The following is a 17,669-nucleotide window of genomic DNA, read 5'->3' on the forward strand; positions in this document are numbered from 1 at the left end:
TCCTCTATCTGAGCCTCGTCTAGAACGTTGTGCGGCACGTTCTTTAAGATGTGCATCAGCTTCGCAGTTTCCTCCAGCTCCTCCGCGGCGAATACGGCGCTTCGTAGATCCGGACCAGCTACAACGGGACCATGGTTTGCGAGCAGAACCGCACTCACTGCTCCTTTCAACGCATGTATCATGGTGCCCATGGCGGGATCTCCGGGCTTTACATAGGGCAAGCGTTTCACACGGCCGACGCGCATAACGACGTATGGTGTAATCGGTTTAATGCAGTCGTCCGGATCGATCGCAGATTGGCACGATATCGCTGTAGCGAATGGCGAATGCAGGTGTACAACAGCTCCTGTTCGGGCGCGCGTCTCGTAGAATGCCGTGTGTAGAAACACTTCCTTTGAGGGTTTGTCGCCGGAAACATGATTGCCTCTTGAATCCAGTTTGGCGATCCTGGCGGGGTCGAGAAGTCCGAGGCAGGAATTCGTTGGCGTGATAAGTATGCCGTCCGAGACTGCGACGCTAATGAGCATGTTAGCTTCGTCGCCGGAAGCTAACCTTGGTTGCCCAGGCTACTCAGCCGGCACTGGGTCTTCCTTCACGCCGCGGGCGACGATCCTAAGCGCACCGTCCGGCAACGGCCTCTGCAGTTCGAGCGCTTCATCCGCCGGTGCGGTCATCCAGATCTCGACCTCTTCGGGCGTTGTCAGGATTACGGGCATCGCCTTTGGGTGGATGGCGAAAACCTTCGCATTCGCCTCTGTCGTCAGGAACGCATAGAGGTCATTGGTGGTCTCGCCTTCCTTGACCTTCCTGACCGACGTCCAATTGGTCCAGATGCCGGCGAAGCAAGCCAGCGGGCGGGTCTCGTCGAGCGCGAACCAGATGTCGCCGCCCTCGGCCTTGTTGAACTCGCTGAAGCTGTTGAACGGCACCACGCACCGGTGCTCCGGACCCAACCAGCGCGTCCAGTGTTTGCTCTTCACGTTGCGGATGTTGGTCGTCCCGCCGTCGGGCTCCATCCGGAGCAATTCCTTGAAGTCGACCTCCTTGCCCTTGGCTTGTAGTTTCTCGGCGCGCTTCTTCGTTGCGTCCATGAGCGCCTTGGATGAAGACGGCATGCCCCATCGGGCAGTCGTAAGCTCGCGGCAGTCGGCGCCGGCGCGGACGATCGGCGCCTTGTAGTCTGGAAACACGCCAGGCATCGGCGCGAGGTTGCCGACATAACGATTGACCACGCGGAACAGCGCGCTGATGGCGGCCTGGTTGGTGGTGATCGAGCAGAGGTTACACATCGTCAGGTCTCCGCAGCGGCCTGGCGAGGGCGCTGCGCCAATTGTAGCAGCGTGGCCGCCGGGCGGCGATTAGCCTTGGCGCATTTGCTGCATCGGAGCCGACTCGCTAGGTCGTGGATGAGCGTGGTCGGCGGGTGCCGCAGCGTGGCCAGATCGACGTCGCGCTTCGACTTGCAGCGGGCGCACTCGATCTCAAGCCATGGGTAGCCGCCGTTAACTGCCTGGTCGAGCGCCGGCGACGGATCAATCGGGCCGCCGTCGGCCCACATGCGCTCGTTCCAAGACTCGCAGAGTAGTTTGTCGGCCTGCCTGATCAGGGCCTCGCCCTTCGCTCGGGTCTCGGCGGCTTGAGCCGCCAGAATCGTAGTCATCGCACGTGCCCGGCCGAGCTCCTTGGCGAGCGCTTTGCGGTCGCCGCCGCTCAGGGGCGTTGGGTGATGCTTCGGTGCCATGGTAGCATCCAGCTCCGGACGCCAGCGACTATTCAAACGCAGGCCAGCAGCCGTCTTCTTCATGACGACCGGTTCGTTGGGTGCAGGTATTGTCCAGCAACCGATGACCGACATCTTTCCAAAGTGCGTCCGGACCATAGAGGCGGACGGCGTCAACCTTCTGAATCTCGACGATTCTCGCACAGCGGCGGCATCCGACTCTCAGAATATGTTGGTCTTCCTCAGGTGGAGCGACGCTCCGGCCGGTGGCGGCCGAGCCTCGGCACGCGGATCCTCCAGGAGCGCCTGCCAGTATTCCGCCGGTAAATCCGCGTCGGGGGCCAATCCGGGCTTCTGCGGCGCGTGTCTGCTTAGGTGTCGGTCATGCGCCAGCTCGCGGGTCGGTCCATTATGCCCACATAGAACATAACATGAACATTGGGGTCGAGACCCGGCGTCAAAAATATCCTCTCCGAGGGTCGTCTATGCTGTCGGAACCATGCCTTGCCGTTCGTCTTGAATCCAAGCCGCCCAAACTGGAGTTCTGCGTACCMTGGCCCCGCGCGCCAACTGGAAAGGCTTCTTGCGTCTGTCGCTCGTCACCTGTCCGGTGGCTCTCTACCCGGCGACATCGGAATCCGAGAAGATCTCGTTCAATCAGCTCAATCGAGCGACCGGTCACCGGATCAAGTACGTGAAGGTCGACGCCGATACCGGTGACGAGGTGGCGAACGAAGACATCGTCAAGGGCTACGAACTCGACAAAGGACAGTACATCGAGGTCACCAAGGAGGAGCTCGAGGAGCTGGCGCTGGAGTCGACGCGGACCATCGAAATCGACGAGTTCGTCGACAAGGCCGACATAGACCCTCGTTATCTGATCCGGCCGTACTACCTGCGTCCCGACGGCAAGGTCGGTCACGACGCCTTCGCAGTGATCAGGGAGACTATCCGGGAGATGGACAAAGTGGCGATCGGCCGCGTGGTTCTCACCAACCGCGAGCACATTATCGCGCTCGAGCCGTTGGAGAAGGGTCTCGTCGGTACGCTGCTGCGCTACCCCTACGAGGTCCGCTCCGAGCAGGAGTACTTCGACGAGATCCAGGACGTCAAAGTCACCAAGGACATGCTCGACCTCGCAAGGCACATCGTCAACCAGAAGACGGGCACGTTCGACCCCGAGAAATTCGAGGATCACTACGAGACCGCGCTGGTCGACCTGGTCAACCAGAAGCGCGCGGGGAAGCCGATCACTCCGAAAGAACGGCCGAGGGGCGAGAACGTCGTCGATCTGATGGACGCGCTGCGGAAGAGCGTCGGCGGCGCCGCGGCCGAGACCAAGGCACCGAAAAAGCCGGCCAAGAAGGCGAAGAAGGCCACGGCGGGTCAGAAGGAGATGCTGATGCCGATCGCCGGCAAGAAGCCGGTAAAGGAAGCGGCCGTAAAGAAGCCGGCGGTCGGAGCACGGCGGAAGTCGGCTTAGGAACCGATAGGTCCTGAGGACGCTTGCTTTGGCAGACGTAGGAGGAGTGTATGGATGCAAGCGAAACCGCGGCGATGACAGAAGCCTCCGGGCTGACGAACGATCAGCACGGTCTTGAGAATCCTTTTCGGGAAAAGCCCGGGACGAAGAAGCAAGTGGACCTCGGACGCTCGGCGGAGGAATTGGCCGAGCGGCTCCGGAAGGTGACGGTGGAGGCGCCGTTGCGCTCGCTCTTGGCGGCTTTTGTGCTGGGAGTTTGGTTCGCACGTCGGCGTTGAGATCTAACGTGACGACCGCGTTGCAGGCCATGCCCACAAAGCTGAAGACCTACCGGATCTCGCTGGGCTTATATGATCTGGCGATCTCGGCGCGGCGAACCCGGCGCGTGCGCCCGCTTGCGCGCTCAGTGTTAGGGCGTGCATTCCGGGCAAGTGTCGCCAATTGATCCGAGCACGTCGCCGATCTCCGTGACGGCCTCCTCCGGTGAGACACCAGGCGGCGGATCCAGGCGGGCGATGTCAAAGGCGCGTTCTCGGGCATGAGGATCGGCACGATCCTGCGCCCAGCCGTGCGCCTCGCATTCGCGGATTGCGCCGGCCTCTTGCAATACGGCGAGCGCCCAGCCTCGTAGCGTTCGGATCGCCGATTGTCTCTGTTTCGTCGTCAGCATCTCGTCGCTCCTGCCCGGACGAATTCATCCGCCCCTCGGTCGTTCCGGCCGGTTAGCACGGGACAGGGATTCAGAATTGGCAGGGCGGACGACCGTCCACCTGTTCCACCCGACTGTGCATCAGCGCAGGCAATCAGCCTTCCTTGGCGGTCAGCTTCGTCGCGCCATGTTCTTTGCGGGTCGGGAGATCACTTCGGACATAATTTCTCCAGAAGTTCCACCACGTACCCCTCTTGTAAGGGCAGCGCTCCATCCATATACCATCCATGCAGATGGCAAGTGGATGGCGATGCCCTGGAATATTCAAGAATTGAGGCCCAAGCCTCCGGAAACCGAAAAGATCACCATCAATCTCGGCTTCGTCGATCTGGGCCACGTCGATCTGATGGTGAAGGACGGGTTCTATTCGAACCGCACGGATTTCATCCGGACGGCGATCCGCAATCAGCTCGAGCGTCACGCCGACGTGGTCAAGCAATCTACCGCCCGTAAAGGCTTGGATCTCGGCCTCCGGAATTACACGCGCGCGGATCTCGAAGCGGCGCAGCGAGCCGGCGAGATGCTGCACATCAATGTGCTTGGCCTTGCCAGCATCGCGCAGGACGTCACGGCCGAACTCGCCCGCTCAACTATCGGCTCGGTTTCCGTGCTCGGAGCCCTCCATGCCACCCCCGCGGTCAAGGCCGCTCTCGCCGACAGAACAAGGTGAACACGATGTTGAATCACGACACGCTGCGCGAAGCCACGCGGTTGACGCGAGCGGGGCAACTGACCGAAGCCACGGCGCTGCTGCAGCGCATGTTCAAAGGCGAGCATGCGCCCGCTGCGGCATCGCTCGTCCCGCAGCTCGTCGGCCTTCCAGACGGCGTTCCGCCCACCATTGACCTCAAGTCTAGCCGCCTCGGCTGGGCCGACCTCAAAGCTCCGGCTACCACGGCACGTTTGCACCGGCCGCTGTTCGATCGGGCCAAGGACGGCACCTGGCTGGGTCTGCGGGGTGCCAAGCACGCGCCTGCTTCGATCACCGACATCGCGCCGGAAGGAACGAAGTTTATCGACGGCAACTACAGCAACGAGGCCGGAAGCCGGAGCTACAAGCTGTTCATCCCCAGCGGCTACCAACGAGGTCAACCGCACCCGCTGGTCGTCATGCTGCATGGCTGCACTCAGTCGCCGGACGATTTCGCAGCCGGCACCAGAATGAACTTCATCGCGGAAGAACAGAACTGCCTGGTGGTCTATCCGGCACAGCATGGCGGCGCTAATCCGTCCAAGTGCTGGAACTGGTTTCGCGCGACTGACCAGCGCCGCGACGAAGGCGAGCCCTCGCTGATCGCCGGCATCACTCGCCAAGTCATGCGTGACTACTTAATCGATCCAAAGCGCGTCTTCGTCGCCGGCCTCTCGGCTGGAGGCGCCGCTGCAGCAATCATGGGAGCCACCTATAGCGATCTATATGCTGCGGTCGGGATCCATTCCGGCCTCCCTTGCGGAGCCGCTACCGATATGCCCTCGGCGTTCACCGCCATGCGGCAAGGGGGCAAAGGCGCTCGTCCTGCGGCGACCGGCCCGAGGATCCCGACCATTGTTTTTCACGGCGATCGCGACACCACCGTGCATCCAGGCAATGGCGCCCAGGTCGTCGAACAGACTATCGGAGCGACCAAGACGCAGAAGAAAGTGCATCGCGGGCAAATTCCGGGAGGGCATGGATATACCCGAACGACCCACGTCGACGGCCAGCGGGAGATTTTGGAGCACTGGAACATCCACGGTGCCGGCCACGCTTGGTCCGGAGGGAGCCCCGCCGGATCCTATACGGACGCAGAGGGGCCGGATGCCACGAAGGAAATGCTGCGATTCTTTCTGGAGCATCCGCACGCCGGATGAATCTTGAAGCGGAGCTACTCCGACGGCATCGTGAATGTGAAGCGCGTCTCCTTCGGCGACGACGAGACGGTCAAAGAGCCGTCATGCGCCTTCGCGATCTGAGAAGCGATATATAGCCCCAATCCGAGTCCTTGCCTGCTTGCGCGGGCCTCGGCACGAAAGAACGGCTCGAACAGCTTCTCCATCGCCGCTTCCGGTATAGGCTCGCCGGCATTTGCGACCCAGAGCTCGAAAGAACCGCCGTGCGTTTCGGCGTGAACGACGATCGGCTGGTTAGAGGTGCCATGCGTCAAGGCGTTGCCTAGAAGGTTGGAGAGTAGCTGACCAACACGCGTCCGGTCGCAATCAACCGGCCGGTCGATCGCGAAGTCCGCAAGGATTTCCCTCCCGGGCGATCCCATACGCAGTTCGTCTACGACCTGCTCGAGTTCAGGTTGGAGTGGCTTTCGGGGGTCGCGCCGCAGGGTGATGCCACCGCCCAGCCTGCCACGCGCGAAGTCCAGCACGTTGTCGATCATCGCGCTCATGACGGTCGACTGCAGCATCGCGGTGACCCGGTGCTCCTGTTCGCTCTGTACCGTCCGATCGAGGATACGGGCGCCGGCGCTAATCGAGGCGAGCGGATTGCGCAGATCGTGACCGAGAACGGCGATGAATTGTTCGCGAAACCGCGACGTCTCATTTTCCAGCCGCAGCACCTCCTGCGTGGCCTTTTCCGCCGTCACGGCCAGATCCTTGGCCGACAGAAGCTCCGTTTCGTACCGGCGCCGGTCGGTCGCCTTGATCAGCGCGATGCGGATGCCCAGCGCGTTCCCGTTCGGATCGCGGCGCTCATTGGCGTTCGCGATGATCTGCAGCGGATCGCCCGCGGCCGTAAGCATGTCGATCGCGAACTCGTTGAAGAAACCCTGCATCCGGAGTAGGGGCGCGATATGGGTTTCGAAATAGATACGCCCGGGAAAGGTGAGGAAATCACTGAAGCGCTTCCCGAGCATCGCGTCCGCGTCGTGACCGGTCCATGCGAGGAACGTCCGGTTCACGTGCTCGATGCGCGTGTCGGCGCGCAGCGTGATGTAGCCGCACGGAGCATTTTCGATCATGTCGTCGAAGTCGAGACCGGCGACGCTCACTAGACGAACGTTCTCATGGCGTCGACCATCTCTTTAGGGGCGCTGAGATTCGGACAGTGTCCGGTCGCGTCGAGGACGGTCATCCGGCTGCCCGGGATGTTGCGGTGGACGAACTCGCCGACCTCAAGCGACGCGATGATGTCCTCCTTGCACTGGAGGATCAGCGTTGGAACGGCGACGCCGGCCAGGTCCTTGCGGTTGTCGGAGGTGAACGTGACTCGGGCGAACGCCTTGGCGATCTCCGGATCGGTTCGGCAGAAGCTGTTCGTCAGTTCTTCGCCGAGTTCGGGCCGGTCGGGATTGCCCATGATTGCGGGCGCCATCTGGGTCGACCAGCCCATGTGGTTGGACTCAAGGAACTGCAGCAATTCCTCGATCTGCGCGGCACTGAAGCCGCCGACGTATTCGTAATCGTCGATGTACCGGGCAGAGGGGCCTACTAGGACCAGCTTGCCGAACATGCCGGGAGCCTTCTGAGCGGCAAGTACGCCGATCATGCTGCTGACGGAGTGGCCGACGAAGATGGCATCCTCCAGTTCGAGTTCGCGCCCGATTTCGACAAGGTCATCGGCATACCCCGATAGGCTGGAGTATTTGGTCTTATCGTAGGCGGCGAGATCCGACCCGCCTGCGCCGACCTGATCGAACGTTACCGTCTCGAAGTCGTTCTCGAACGCCGGAGCCACGATCCGCCACATGTTTTGGTCGCAGCCGAACCCGTGACCGAACACGATAGCCCGGTCCCCGGCTCCTCGAACATTCACGTTGTTCCGCTCGATTACGCCTGACATCGAATACCTCGGAAATTACGGCGCGATGCCGCATCTGCACCTTATCCGGGATCAGGTCGAGCTTGCGAGTCCTTAGCGCGGAACCCTGTCATTTATCGCTGTTCGACGGACCAGTTCGATCCGACTGACGCTGGCCAGGTCTCCTTGCCGTCGTTGAGTGCATCTACAAACCGAGTTGTGGCCCTACCGGCTGTCATCCTGGCGGCCGAGGTATGACCTTTGAAAAGTCTGGTTGTTCGAGCCCCTCGGCCTGCTGACATTCGCACGGCATTCCGGCGCCGCATTGACAGCCCTTCTCATTCCAAGCTTGGAAAGGGTGGTTCTCGCACACCCAGCCCAGCCCAAAGCAGATCTGGCAGTCGGGATCTATCAGGTGACTAACTCCAACGAACAGTCGGCACACAATCTCTTGTAATCGCTGATGGCTGTGTTCGAGAGCATCAAGACACGGTGTTCACAACGCCTAACCATTGCTTCCACCGACTCCAGCAGCACCTTGCTCGCAACCTCGGGATCACCGAGGTTGCCCGTCCGCTCCAGGTAATCCCAGGCGATCTGGATCGAGTTTTCCATGATAACGGGCAGGGGCTTACTCATGCGAGGAAACGACCCTGAGCTTGGCGAGTTCCTTGCGTCTCCGTGCTCTCCGATTCGTGGCGCCCGCACAGGCAATTTAGGCAGCCGCACCTATGGTGGCTCTGCGCCACGACGGCGGCCGACGCCGAATGAGGGCGTTCTTCCGAAGAACAGCGGCCGAAGTCGTCTGCGACCAAATAGACGGTCTCGTCACCGTTCGGGGCGATCGACATAAGCCGTCGAGACTGACGCATAAGCAACTTACACGACGGAACCGGGATTCAATTTGTCGACGTCCGATTCGTCGCTGTTACAGTGCGTACGCAGTTGGAGCGCAACACAGAGTCGGCAAAACAGCGCGACGGCCTGAACAAGAGGCTTCTTTGGTTCACAGGCAGGCTTATGGGGGGATGACCGGATTAGTAACCACTCCGATTGCCCCTAGTTGGGCTGAAGAAGGCCCATGATATGCGGATCGATGAAGCCGTTGCGGCCCGCGCCTACGAGTTGTGGGAGCAGGCAGGCAAGCCGGAGGGCCGAGAAGACTTTTGGCGCTTGGCCGAACAGGAATTGCTCAACGAGGATCAAGGCTCACCTCGACGCACACCGGATACGCTTTAGGCGAGGAGCTACCCGTCATACCCGCGTTCCCGGCTATCATCTGTCCTGCGCGACGCTTAGGTAATTTGGCGGGCGGTCTTTCGAAAACACAAACCGGCAACGGACTGGCCGCAGACGGATCGTCCGTCATCCCCATCGGGAAGCCAAAGGGTTTGGAACGCTTTCCGTACAGATCTTTTTATTTAGTCGCGGTTCAAGCGCTTGTTCGGAGGGTTGCGGCACCCTGATAGAGAGATGATCGAGTTAATGGCTTCTGTCAAAGCGGAATTGGATAGATACTTTGAATTGTTCCGGCGACGGGTGCCTACGAAGGTGTCGGCCTTCATTCTGTGGCTACGAGAACCATCCTCGTTTTGGGTCCGTGTCGTTGTCGCCGGGTTGCTCATCCTAGGAGGCGTCTTCAGCTTTCTGCCTATCTTCGGCCTCTGGATGCTGCCTCTAGGCCTTCTTCTTATCGCACAGGACATCCCTATTCTTCAGAAGCCTCTTCTCATGGCTCTGAGGTGGATCGAGGCCAAGTGGGAGCAGCTGAGAGCGCTCTTTAAGAAGAAACCATCAGGCTGATGGACATGATCCGGCGCGCTCACTCTATCCGGAGCGTCACCCGATAAGCGGGCGCCAAACAACTGCACGACCTGCGTATCGGTGCCGCACAAGTCACCTTGCCGCGCGGTGAAACACCTCGCGATGACAGCACAATGAACTTGGAACCTGCACCGGAGTTAACGGTGGCAGATCGCAGAGGTGACGAGGTGATGGCAGCAGTCAGGGTCAAACCCACGAAGCCCGACGTGGTGATCGCGCGGACCGTGTCGCGCAACACCAATCATCGTACCGAGATGGTCTCGCGCGGGCTGACTTGGGGCGCCGACGAGAAAATCCTTCTGGCGCTCGCGACCGTCGGCTGGTTTGCGACGCGTGGTAGGTCGGAGCAGCTGCAGCGGGCGGGCAATCATGCGCTGCTCGTTACGGTCGTGGTCTCGCTGATGCCTCATGGTATGAAGTCGGTATTCGATCAGACCCGCCCGGACCGCAAGACTGTGCTGGGTCACATGCACGGGGTCTCATTTTCCGGAAAGCGCGATGACGCGTTTCCCTCGGGACACGCCCTCCATATGGGCGCGCTGGCCTCCGCCGCCGGCACTTTAACGCCTCTCCCGCGGAGAATGATCCGAGCCTTAGTGATCGCCCTTTCCCTGACGCGGATAGTCGTGCTGGCGCACTGGGCTAGCGACGTGGTCGCGGGCTTCGCGCTGGGTGCGATCATAGAGCGGCTGCTGCGCTTGTGGACCGGCTATCCGCTTTGGACATCGGAGAAGAGCGACCGTGTCCATTTTTGAGAACGTCAAGGAATACATGCAGCGCGCGACCGGCCTGCGCCGTCCAGGCAGGAAGGAAGCTCCGGAACTCGCTTGTGCCCGGAAGCCTCACACGGTCCGCTTCAAGGATGACGGCTCGTACCCAATCACTTGCGATGGCCGTTCATCATCTACCGTGGCGCCGCGATTTTGGCGACGGGCACGACCCGGCGGCCGTGATGGAGGATCTCTTCGAGGCCAACAGCTGGGGCGACACTTGGCGCGACGGCATCTACAGCTACGTGCATTATCACTCCCGAATTCATGAGCTGCTTGGCATCGCCCGCGGCAAGGGCCGGGTACGCTTCGGCGGCAACAAGGGCCGGATATTCACGCTGAAGGCTGGCGACGTCGCGATCCTGCCCGCCAGTACCGGCCATCAATGCCCGTTCGCCGAACAGGACTTGCTCGTCGTCGGCGCCTATCCGCAGCATCAACCGTTGCTATATGCGGAGTCGTTCTCGCCCAACACGCCCGAGGGCGCTTGTCTCAATTGCCATGGCATTGGCCGAGTCCATGCTGTCGACGAACGCCAGCTCGTTCCCGACGATACGCTGACCATCCGAGAGCGGGCCGTAGCCGCGTGGCCAAGCGCCTGGCAAGGCCAAAACCTGCGCGATATTCTCGTCACCCTCGGCTACGACGTAGACAAGCCGTGGCGCGAATTGCCCAAGAAAGATCGGGACTGGATCCTGTTCACTGACGAGCAGCCGACGGTGCCGGTCTACGCGGGTTATACGCCTGCCGAGACGAGGCGGGCACTGAAGCGGAAGGAGGAGCCGAGCTATCAAGGTACTTTTACCGGCGCGCGCAAATACGTGCTGCAGACGTTCGCCACGACGCAGAGCGCTATGATGAAACGCCGGGTGGCGCAATTTCTGTCGAGCTCAAATTGCCCAGTCTGCAAGGGGAAGCGGCTTAAACCCGAACCGCTGTCCGTCACTTTCGCCGGAATGGACATTGCCGAGGTTTCGCGACTGCCGTTGAACCAGCTCCGCTTGTTGCTCGGCGGGCATCTCGACAAGAAAAGGAATCAATTCGTCGGCCATCCTGAGAAGGCTCTCGTGGTGCAACGGATAACGGAGGACATGTCGGCACGCCTTGAAGTGCTACTTGATCTCGGTCTTGGCTATTTGACGCCCGAACGCAGCACGCCGACGCTGTCGCCAGGCGAGCTACAGCGGCTTCGATTGGCGACGCAGGTCCGCTCTAATCTGTTCGGAGTGGTCTATGTCCTGGATGAGCCCTCTGCGGGACTGCAGCCGCATGGATGACCTCGTACTCTTCCTCTCGCAAAGCGTCCACCACGAACTGCTAGTAATACTGTTAGTGCTAGAGCATTCAACTTGCTCCAGCGATACGGCTTATCAATGGCCGAAGGTTCGCTTCAAGAAAGTCTCGCGAAAATCAAGGCATGAACGCCTGTGTAGTCGCCGCAGAGAGCACAACGAGCGGAGGGCTGATTGTTCTCAGACTGACGCCGTTGAGCAGTGGTCAGGAAGATCGCCAGTTAGACGTTTGTTGGTTGGAGTTGCTACCTAAAATCATCGTCGACAGCGCAGAACGTGCGAATTGTGCCACCCAAGATGAAGGCGCCGATAAACATCATCCAGAGTGCCGTCACTGAGGTATCGCCGAGTAGCATTCCGACGCCACTGTTTTCCATTTTCGCTCTCGCTGTTTTGTCGGGAGAACCAAACCCGCATTGGAGCGGAGGTTCCCTGTTTCGTTCCTATTGTACGGTCTCGCGCTTAGGCACAATTCATGAGGCCCGATGTTAGAAACGAATGGAGGACCACCCGGCCGAACAAACTGAGGGCGATGTGCTGGACAAACTCCGGCGCCATATCCGCATTTTGGTCGATATCGGTCGTCTTTCGGTTGAAGAGGCCGGAATAGAACGCTTCTTGGACCAAGCGGTGCTGCAAATTGCCCGAGCCGTGGAAATCGACCATGTTAAGGTGCTTCAATATCGTCCAGACACGTCCGATCTTCTGTTGATTGCGGGAGTCGGCTGGAAGGATGGTGCCGTCCGCACCGCCACGCTGTCGGCCGACCTCCGCTCGCCGCCTGGCCGCGCTTTCCAAACGGCCGAGCCTGTCAGCATCAGAGATTTCGCCGAGCAGAACGAATTTGTTTGTTCCGAGTTCTTGGCGGAGCACAGCATTGTGGCTGTCAGCAACGTCCCGATCCTCATCGGCGGCGCCTCATGGGGCGTGCTGGAGGTGGACAGTACAAAGCCGAGAGACTTCTCCCAGGATACGACCGAGTTTCTGACCGCCGCCGCCGCGCTGATAGGTGCTGTGCTGCGTCGCGGTGCGCAACCGGACGAGCATGCAAGCCTTATGGCTGCGGTCGCGGAAGCTAAAAAGGGGCAGATCTTGCTTCGAGAGATGCAACATCGGGTCAAGAACAATTTTCAACTCGTCCTGTCCTCGATTTCCATCCAGAAGCGCCGCTATCTTGATCCAGAATCACACCGCGCTCTGGACCACGTGGCCAGCCGCATCAACGCCATCTCGCTCGCACATGATCAGCTTGCCCCTCGCCAAGAGGGGCAGATCGTTAGACTTTCCCATTACATCCGGGCTCTTTGCAGCGCGATCCGCAATCAGGTGGATGAGGTTGAAGTCGACGTCGAATGCGACGAGCTCGAATTGGCGATCGACCGGGCCCTCCCGGTTGGCCTCATTTTGAATGAGACTGCGATGAACAGCATCAAGCATGCGTTCGGTGCAGAGGGAGGCAGGATCAGCGTAAGTTTGGTGGGAGGCGTCGGCTACGGCGAGGCCCGATTGACAGTGACCGACAACGGTCGCGGCATTCAACATCCGAACAAAAACGGGTCGGGCCTTAAGCTGATTACCTCTCTGGCGAGACAAATTGGCGGTACCGTCAACCAGACCAGCAGCGACGCGGGTACAACAACAACGCTTACATTCCCTTTGATAATGTAAAGTGGGACCTGCTGAGCAGGCACGGGATAGGCTGGGCCTCAGCTATCGCGGGCCGGGTCGGCCGATGGTACACCTGCGGACCAAGCAAAGCCCCGTATCGTCGCCGAGGTGGGTAGTCGGGTTGTGGCCCTTAGCCGCAGGTCGATTGAGCGCGTGTCATGTCGGCTGTCGGGCAGACCGGACACCGATCCAACTTGGCGTCCACCGCTGATTTCGAACCCAGGCGGCAATCGACCGCAGAGAAGCGGATGTAACCTTCACGACAACAACGCTAGACCAGACCGCCCGTTTAGAGCGCTAAATGTTTTTCGTCATCCTCTTGAAACGTTTTTGCTCGTGACAGATTTTTTGGACGCCGCAGACGTGGCGGCCGGGGCGCCTTCGGGGCCCCGCAATCAAGGCGGGCGCCGGAAGGTGTCCGGTGCCAGCTCATACCCAGCTTGCTCTTTGGAGGATTTGGCTATGAGGTATGATTGGACTCCCCTGTGGAAGTCGACCATTGGGGTCGACCACCTGTTTGACGTTCTCGACGAGGTCCAGCGGACCGCCGAAGAGACCTATCCCCCGTATAACATCGAGCGGCTCGACGAGAACCGCTTCCAAATCTCGGTGGCGCTCGCCGGATTCACACCGAACGAGGTGGGCCTTACGGTGCAGCAGAATGTCCTGACGTTGGAAAGCCATAAGGCCGAGAAGGACGAGAAGACCTTCCTGCATCGCGGAATGGCGACACGGTCATTCAAGCGCCAGTTCACCCTGGCTGACCACGTTGAGGTCAAGGGCGCGCACTTCGAGAATAGTCTGTTGGTCATCGAGCTTCAACGCGAGATTCCCGAGGCCATGAAGCCGCGGCGCATCGCCATCGCGGGCGCAAGCGCCGGGCAGGTCAAGCAGATCGAAGGCAAGGCCGCCTGACCAACCCGCGGCCTGGTTCCGATCGCCGCCGCGCGGGTGCTCCCGCGCGGCCATCCTAATGCGTCTTATGATGGGTAGGAGCTTTAGCCATGCGGACGACGCCCACACACGATAACGTCTTCGATTTAAATGCTCTTCTTCACCCCGGCACGGTGTTCTCGCATCCGCGCGAGGTCGTCGCTGACCCGAATTTGAGTCTGGCCGAGAAGCGGGCCATCCTCGCGTCATGGGCTTCTGACGCCTCGGCGATCGCGTCCTGTCCAGCGTTACGCTCGCCGGACGGACTAAAGGCGCCTGCTCATAGACGAAATTCTGGAAGCGCTACGCGCGCTAGACGGGAACGGTCCGCGCAACCCGCCGGGCGGCAAGCCCATGCGTCTGCGCTGGGCCGAGCGTCGCGCGGCGGCGTGAGCGAGGGGTCTGCAAGTGATTCCATGACTGACGTCACACAGTTGATTCCAGGTCGCTTCTATTGGGTCCTTGTGCGCTCAAGCACGAAACATCCTGAGTGGCAGGCGGCACGCTTCGCCGGCGCTACCTGCCAAGGCGACGGCGCCAAGTGGGACTTCATCGGCTTCAATAGCGACGTCGATCATCTTTTCATCGAGGTCGTCGACATCGGCTCAGAAATACTGTCTGTCTAAACGCTCGCGTTAAGATGCCTAGGAAGCCAAGCGACAGCGCAGCTATCGATCCACTGCGCGGATTCCCTGTTTCTGTACAACCGCTGCGGCCCTGCCCTTTCTGCAGCGGTTCGGAGGTTTGAATCAACAGCAACATCGATCCAAAATTCGTAGTATGTAAGAAATGTTCGGCTTTCGGCCCCAATGCGCCGACCGTTAAGTAGGCGGCCGAGCATTGGAACAAACGCACCGCCCCCTAAAGCGAAGACGTGGCGGAACTTGTTTCTCTTTCGGAACGGTATGGCGTTCTTGCGGGCGGCGAGCCAGACCAGCTAGCAAATAGGAAGTAGGCCAATTACCAGCCGAGCCGCGCCCACAGGGCACCAAGCAGGGCGAGCCAGCCCAGCATGACGACCATGCCGCGCGCGAACCGGCTCTTCACCTCACCGCGCCGAGCAGCTCGGGCCGTGACACCAGCACTGCGGCCGCGCCCACCAGCAGCAGCATCGACGAGACCATGATGGCGATCCACTTACTATCATCCATGGACGCCAATGCACGCGCCGTCTCGTCGTTCCAGTTACGGAGCGGGCCATCAGACGGGTGCGCAAGGCCACCGGAATAGGAAGTAGGCCAATTACCAGCCGAGCCGCGCCCACATGGTACCGAGCAGCGCGAGCAGTGCGAGCCAGACCAGCATGAGGACCATCCCGCGGGCGCGACCGATTAAGGCGACCCGTCCGGCGGGCGTCGCCAACGCGACGACAAACAGCGTGACGATGACCGCGACGATGACCAGGCCGAAAGGGGTCATGGCTGCTCAGAGCAGGGATAGTTGGACGGTGGCCCCGCGCCCGTGGGTTTCGAGGAACGCCTCAAGTGATGGCGGAACCTCGCACGGAGCACCCCTGTTGCAGCGCCTCGGCAATGTCCTCGGAGGCATCCCGCGACCAGCCCTCACCAGTGTTGAAGCTCACAATGGGGCGGGGTTATTGCCCCTCCATCAGGTGGCGCAGGAGCGTCTCGCGGTCGGTGTGCTCCTCGTCCGTCTCGCTCCAGGACCGGCCCAGATGCCGCCGAAATCATTGAGCACAAGATAGATGTCCCGGTCGAAGCCAGGAACAATTGACGGGGAAGAACGCATAACACCACTCCACCGAGCCGGAGCATCAATCCAACAGGGGCGCGGCAAGGGCGTCAAGATCGGCTGCGGTGATGGGCGTTATGCGCGACGGATTGGAACGGCCCCGCCCACAAGGGCTGGGGGAAATGTGGGTCGGGGCGCCCTTTACTGGCCCGTGCAATGGCCAGCCGACGCAAACGCTCCCTGTCATCCGTCGTTCCTATGTCCGGCGAGCCGCTCTTCGCTCGACGTCAGCAGGCGCACTGTACTTTGCCCACTCACGTCGGTGCGCTCCGCGCTGCTTTGGAATATCCGTGACGAAAGAGAGATTGCTGCCGTCACCGTATAGCATCTGTCTGTTCGACATAGTTCGGGTCGCATGCGCGAAATGCCGCGAGGTGTGCATCACCTAAGTTCAAAAGTGAACCGACCCACGGCTTCGCAAAGGTTTGTTCACCTTGATGTAGGGAACAGCCAAAGCGGCAATAGCCGGGCCTCATTTCGCGCGCTGAGTATCAGATCGCTGCTGCTGGGGGCCAAACGGAGATGTCCGATGGGTGTGGCAGGCTTGCGCTTCGCGCAATTGAAAAGATCGTTCCGTGTTCGAGCGGCCCTTGTCGGCATGCTCCAGGAGTTGCCGTTTGTCTGCGCGGTGATAATTGCAGTCGGCTCGACAGTCATGATCGTGATCAAGCTCTGCAAGGATTTGCCGGAGTGAGGCGGGCTGACCGCCATGGCGCTCATGCGGCCCTTTGTCTACCGATCGGCATATAAATACACTCCCGCTGATTTCAGCGCGGAACGGATATGACAGACCCATTGACGGCAGAAGCAATCTACCTGCGGCTCGGCAGCCTGATGGCCGACGCCCCCGACCTCAAGGCCGACCCGACGCCGATACGCGCCGTGGGCTCGCTCTGGGGCCGCGCTAGCGCGTCGCGTATTAATAGGCGCAAATATAGTTTCCGTACGCATCGTAGCAACTGCGGCGGTACGCAGCAGCGCCAACGGCAGCCGCGCCTACCGCTGCCGCTCCGACACCGTAGCCCCGATAGCCGTAGCCGCGATAGCCGCCCCGATAGCCGTAGCCCCGGTAGCCTGTGCCGCGCACTGCAACAGCGCCGCCGCCCCGCGGTCCTCGAACTGCGACCGCACCGCCGCGGTAACCGCCGCCACCCCGATAGGCACCTCCCCCGCGCCGAGCCTCGGCATCATCGGGGATCAAGCAGGCGATGAGCAAAACGAAAGCGGCAAGAGGAGCGAGAATATAGCGGAGCATGACAGAAACCCTTCTATGAAGTCCTTAAGCCCCGCTCGCGAGATTGCGGCTCTCTCCGCGCAGGAGGTTGATGTAGATCAATCGAACCTGCGCACTGCGGCGCCTACGCTATGTTCCCGCACCTGTCAGGAAAAAGAATGGTCGCTTCCGAAGCGCGATCACGTTCGGCCGCCGTGTTCGGTGCGCCTTTTGACCTCTATCGTAGCGGTCATGCGCAGTATTGGACCAAACTCGTCTCTTGCCTCGACTTCGATAGGTCCTGTGCCGGCACCACAAATGATGGTTTCTCCTAATAATTCGCGCGCTAACCGTTCGACGGCCTTAAGGTCCGCAAGATCGATACCCTCATGATCAATAACGACGGCCGGACTGCGGTAGTCGAAGTAGTCGTTCGTGAAGAACTGGCGGCGGCGCCCGGCTCAAGCGGTGTTTCGAGCCGGGACGGTCTCGAAGAAGGCTCGGATGATGACACGCAAGAGCTCTGCGAGCCATCGCAGCAGCAGACCGAAGTTATAGCCGGCGGCGGCGAGAAC

General features: G+C 60.6%; 20 protein-coding genes and 2 pseudogenes. 13 read left to right on the forward strand and 9 right to left on the reverse strand.

From position 1 onward, the window contains the following. The 3 genes from otnC to AB4Z51_RS39970 form a co-directional block, all read right to left on the reverse strand. Positions 1-527, reverse strand: a 527-nt coding sequence (gene otnC / locus AB4Z51_RS39960) for a 3-oxo-tetronate 4-phosphate decarboxylase (protein ID WP_441499307.1), incomplete at its 3' end; no start/stop codon positions are given. A gap of 39 nt (positions 528-566) precedes the next feature. Next, a complete protein-coding gene (locus AB4Z51_RS39965) occupies positions 567-1,289 on the reverse strand; it encodes an SOS response-associated peptidase (protein ID WP_135217015.1) in 723 nt (240 codons plus the stop codon). A 2-nt stretch (positions 1,290-1,291) separates the two neighbouring features. Next, positions 1,292-1,741 (reverse strand): hypothetical protein, encoded by a 450-nt coding sequence (locus AB4Z51_RS39970; protein WP_135217018.1) that lies wholly within the window; start codon positions 1,739-1,741, stop codon positions 1,292-1,294. Positions 1,742-2,273: 532 nt separating this feature from the next. Between AB4Z51_RS39970 and ku the strand changes: the two genes are divergently transcribed. Together ku and AB4Z51_RS39980 are read left to right on the forward strand one after the other, a co-directional pair. Then, positions 2,274-3,203, forward strand: a complete 930-nt coding sequence (gene ku / locus AB4Z51_RS39975; RefSeq protein ID WP_441499311.1) for a non-homologous end joining protein Ku — start codon at positions 2,274-2,276, stop codon at positions 3,201-3,203. Positions 3,204-3,253: 50 nt separating this feature from the next. Continuing rightward, positions 3,254-3,481 (forward strand): hypothetical protein, encoded by a 228-nt coding sequence (locus tag AB4Z51_RS39980; RefSeq protein WP_135217229.1) that lies wholly within the window; start codon positions 3,254-3,256, stop codon positions 3,479-3,481. Positions 3,482-3,612: 131 nt separating this feature from the next. Here AB4Z51_RS39980 and AB4Z51_RS39985 read toward each other — a convergent pair whose 3' ends face one another. Then, positions 3,613-3,873, reverse strand: a complete 261-nt coding sequence (locus AB4Z51_RS39985) for a hypothetical protein (RefSeq protein ID WP_135217230.1) — start codon at positions 3,871-3,873, stop codon at positions 3,613-3,615. Positions 3,874-4,162: 289 nt separating this feature from the next. On the opposite strand from AB4Z51_RS39985, the gene AB4Z51_RS39990 reads away from it, so the two are divergent. After that, a complete protein-coding gene (locus AB4Z51_RS39990) occupies positions 4,163-4,582 on the forward strand; it encodes a CopG family transcriptional regulator (protein WP_135217238.1) in 420 nt (139 codons plus the stop codon). A gap of 5 nt (positions 4,583-4,587) precedes the next feature. Next, entirely contained in the window at positions 4,588-5,763 is a 1,176-nt protein-coding gene (locus AB4Z51_RS39995; RefSeq protein WP_135217231.1) for an extracellular catalytic domain type 1 short-chain-length polyhydroxyalkanoate depolymerase, read from the forward strand. Positions 5,764-5,777: 14 nt separating this feature from the next. Here the strand turns inward: AB4Z51_RS39995 and AB4Z51_RS40000 are convergent, their stop codons facing one another. The 3 genes from AB4Z51_RS40000 to AB4Z51_RS40010 form a co-directional block, all read right to left on the reverse strand. Next, a complete protein-coding gene (locus AB4Z51_RS40000; protein ID WP_441499312.1) occupies positions 5,778-6,863 on the reverse strand; it encodes a sensor histidine kinase in 1,086 nt (361 codons plus the stop codon). A 29-nt stretch (positions 6,864-6,892) separates the two neighbouring features. Continuing rightward, positions 6,893-7,684, reverse strand: coding sequence for an alpha/beta fold hydrolase (locus AB4Z51_RS40005; RefSeq protein ID WP_441499308.1), 792 nt, complete (start codon positions 7,682-7,684; stop codon positions 6,893-6,895). Between the two features lie 369 nt (positions 7,685-8,053). Beyond that, on the reverse strand, positions 8,054-8,281 hold the full coding sequence (locus tag AB4Z51_RS40010) for a hypothetical protein (protein ID WP_135217235.1): 228 nt from the start codon (positions 8,279-8,281) through the stop codon (positions 8,054-8,056). Between the two features lie 447 nt (positions 8,282-8,728). Here AB4Z51_RS40010 and AB4Z51_RS40015 point away from each other — a divergent pair, with 447 nt between their 5' ends. From AB4Z51_RS40015 to AB4Z51_RS40045, 7 genes and pseudogenes are all read left to right on the forward strand, one after another. Next, positions 8,729-8,881 carry a DUF2934 domain-containing protein gene (locus tag AB4Z51_RS40015; RefSeq protein ID WP_135217236.1) on the forward strand — a complete coding sequence of 51 codons (153 nt, stop codon included), beginning with the start codon at positions 8,729-8,731 and terminating at the stop codon, positions 8,879-8,881. A gap of 755 nt (positions 8,882-9,636) precedes the next feature. Next, positions 9,637-10,221 carry a phosphatase PAP2 family protein gene (locus tag AB4Z51_RS40020; protein WP_441499313.1) on the forward strand — a complete coding sequence of 195 codons (585 nt, stop codon included), beginning with the start codon at positions 9,637-9,639 and terminating at the stop codon, positions 10,219-10,221. Between the two features lie 434 nt (positions 10,222-10,655). Next, a pseudogene (locus AB4Z51_RS40025) lies at positions 10,656-11,504 on the forward strand (excinuclease ABC subunit A); the annotation flags it as partial. A gap of 558 nt (positions 11,505-12,062) precedes the next feature. Then, positions 12,063-13,196, forward strand: a complete 1,134-nt coding sequence (locus AB4Z51_RS40030) for a sensor histidine kinase (protein ID WP_244623517.1) — start codon at positions 12,063-12,065, stop codon at positions 13,194-13,196. Between the two features lie 462 nt (positions 13,197-13,658). Then, positions 13,659-14,111 (forward strand): Hsp20 family protein, encoded by a 453-nt coding sequence (locus AB4Z51_RS40035; protein WP_441499309.1) that lies wholly within the window; start codon positions 13,659-13,661, stop codon positions 14,109-14,111. Positions 14,112-14,200: 89 nt separating this feature from the next. Beyond that, positions 14,201-14,522: pseudogene (locus AB4Z51_RS40040) on the forward strand (hypothetical protein). A gap of 23 nt (positions 14,523-14,545) precedes the next feature. After that, positions 14,546-14,755 carry a hypothetical protein gene (locus AB4Z51_RS40045; protein ID WP_135217223.1) on the forward strand — a complete coding sequence of 70 codons (210 nt, stop codon included), beginning with the start codon at positions 14,546-14,548 and terminating at the stop codon, positions 14,753-14,755. Positions 14,756-15,371: 616 nt separating this feature from the next. Here the strand turns inward: AB4Z51_RS40045 and AB4Z51_RS40050 are convergent. Then, positions 15,372-15,548 carry a hypothetical protein gene (locus tag AB4Z51_RS40050; RefSeq protein ID WP_161495737.1) on the reverse strand — a complete coding sequence of 59 codons (177 nt, stop codon included), beginning with the start codon at positions 15,546-15,548 and terminating at the stop codon, positions 15,372-15,374. Positions 15,549-16,410: 862 nt separating this feature from the next. On the opposite strand from AB4Z51_RS40050, the gene AB4Z51_RS40055 reads away from it, so the two are divergent. After that, positions 16,411-16,575 (forward strand): hypothetical protein, encoded by a 165-nt coding sequence (locus tag AB4Z51_RS40055; RefSeq protein ID WP_167768344.1) that lies wholly within the window; start codon positions 16,411-16,413, stop codon positions 16,573-16,575. A 719-nt stretch (positions 16,576-17,294) separates the two neighbouring features. Here AB4Z51_RS40055 and AB4Z51_RS40060 read toward each other — a convergent pair. Further along, positions 17,295-17,492 carry a DUF6894 family protein gene (locus AB4Z51_RS40060; RefSeq protein WP_441499314.1) on the reverse strand — a complete coding sequence of 66 codons (198 nt, stop codon included), beginning with the start codon at positions 17,490-17,492 and terminating at the stop codon, positions 17,295-17,297. On the opposite strand from AB4Z51_RS40060, the gene AB4Z51_RS40065 reads away from it, so the two are divergent. Further along, positions 17,484-17,669: hypothetical protein (locus AB4Z51_RS40065; protein WP_441499310.1), on the forward strand; the 186-nt coding region annotated here is incomplete at its 3' end. The two genes, AB4Z51_RS40060 and AB4Z51_RS40065, sit on opposite strands and share 9 nt — an antisense overlap.

Origin of the sequence: Bradyrhizobium sp. 2TAF36 (assembly GCF_052114925.1) — a bacterium.
GTDB lineage: Bacteria > Pseudomonadota > Alphaproteobacteria > Rhizobiales > Xanthobacteraceae > Bradyrhizobium > Bradyrhizobium barranii.

Excerpts from the sequence above, each read along its gene's own strand:
- AB4Z51_RS40000 (WP_441499312.1), bottom strand. The coding sequence starts at position 6,863 with ATGATCGAAAATGCTCCGTGCGGCTACATCACGCTGCGCGCCGACACG.
- AB4Z51_RS39985 (WP_135217230.1), bottom strand. The coding sequence starts at position 3,873 with ATGCTGACGACGAAACAGAGACAATCGGCGATCCGAACGCTACGAGGC.
- AB4Z51_RS39965 (WP_135217015.1), bottom strand. The coding sequence starts at position 1,289 with ATGTGTAACCTCTGCTCGATCACCACCAACCAGGCCGCCATCAGCGCG.
- AB4Z51_RS40015 (WP_135217236.1), top strand. The coding sequence starts at position 8,729 with ATGCGGATCGATGAAGCCGTTGCGGCCCGCGCCTACGAGTTGTGGGAG.
- AB4Z51_RS40045 (WP_135217223.1), top strand. The coding sequence starts at position 14,546 with ATGACTGACGTCACACAGTTGATTCCAGGTCGCTTCTATTGGGTCCTT.
- AB4Z51_RS39995 (WP_135217231.1), top strand. The coding sequence starts at position 4,588 with ATGTTGAATCACGACACGCTGCGCGAAGCCACGCGGTTGACGCGAGCG.
- AB4Z51_RS40020 (WP_441499313.1), top strand. The coding sequence starts at position 9,637 with ATGGCAGCAGTCAGGGTCAAACCCACGAAGCCCGACGTGGTGATCGCG.
- AB4Z51_RS40005 (WP_441499308.1), bottom strand. The coding sequence starts at position 7,684 with ATGTCAGGCGTAATCGAGCGGAACAACGTGAATGTTCGAGGAGCCGGG.
- AB4Z51_RS40050 (WP_161495737.1), bottom strand. The coding sequence starts at position 15,548 with ATGACCCCTTTCGGCCTGGTCATCGTCGCGGTCATCGTCACGCTGTTT.
- AB4Z51_RS40035 (WP_441499309.1), top strand. The coding sequence starts at position 13,659 with ATGAGGTATGATTGGACTCCCCTGTGGAAGTCGACCATTGGGGTCGAC.
- AB4Z51_RS39970 (WP_135217018.1), bottom strand. The coding sequence starts at position 1,741 with ATGGCACCGAAGCATCACCCAACGCCCCTGAGCGGCGGCGACCGCAAA.
- AB4Z51_RS40055 (WP_167768344.1), top strand. The coding sequence starts at position 16,411 with ATGGGTGTGGCAGGCTTGCGCTTCGCGCAATTGAAAAGATCGTTCCGT.
- AB4Z51_RS40010 (WP_135217235.1), bottom strand. The coding sequence starts at position 8,281 with ATGAGTAAGCCCCTGCCCGTTATCATGGAAAACTCGATCCAGATCGCC.
- AB4Z51_RS39980 (WP_135217229.1), top strand. The coding sequence starts at position 3,254 with ATGGATGCAAGCGAAACCGCGGCGATGACAGAAGCCTCCGGGCTGACG.
- AB4Z51_RS39990 (WP_135217238.1), top strand. The coding sequence starts at position 4,163 with ATGCCCTGGAATATTCAAGAATTGAGGCCCAAGCCTCCGGAAACCGAA.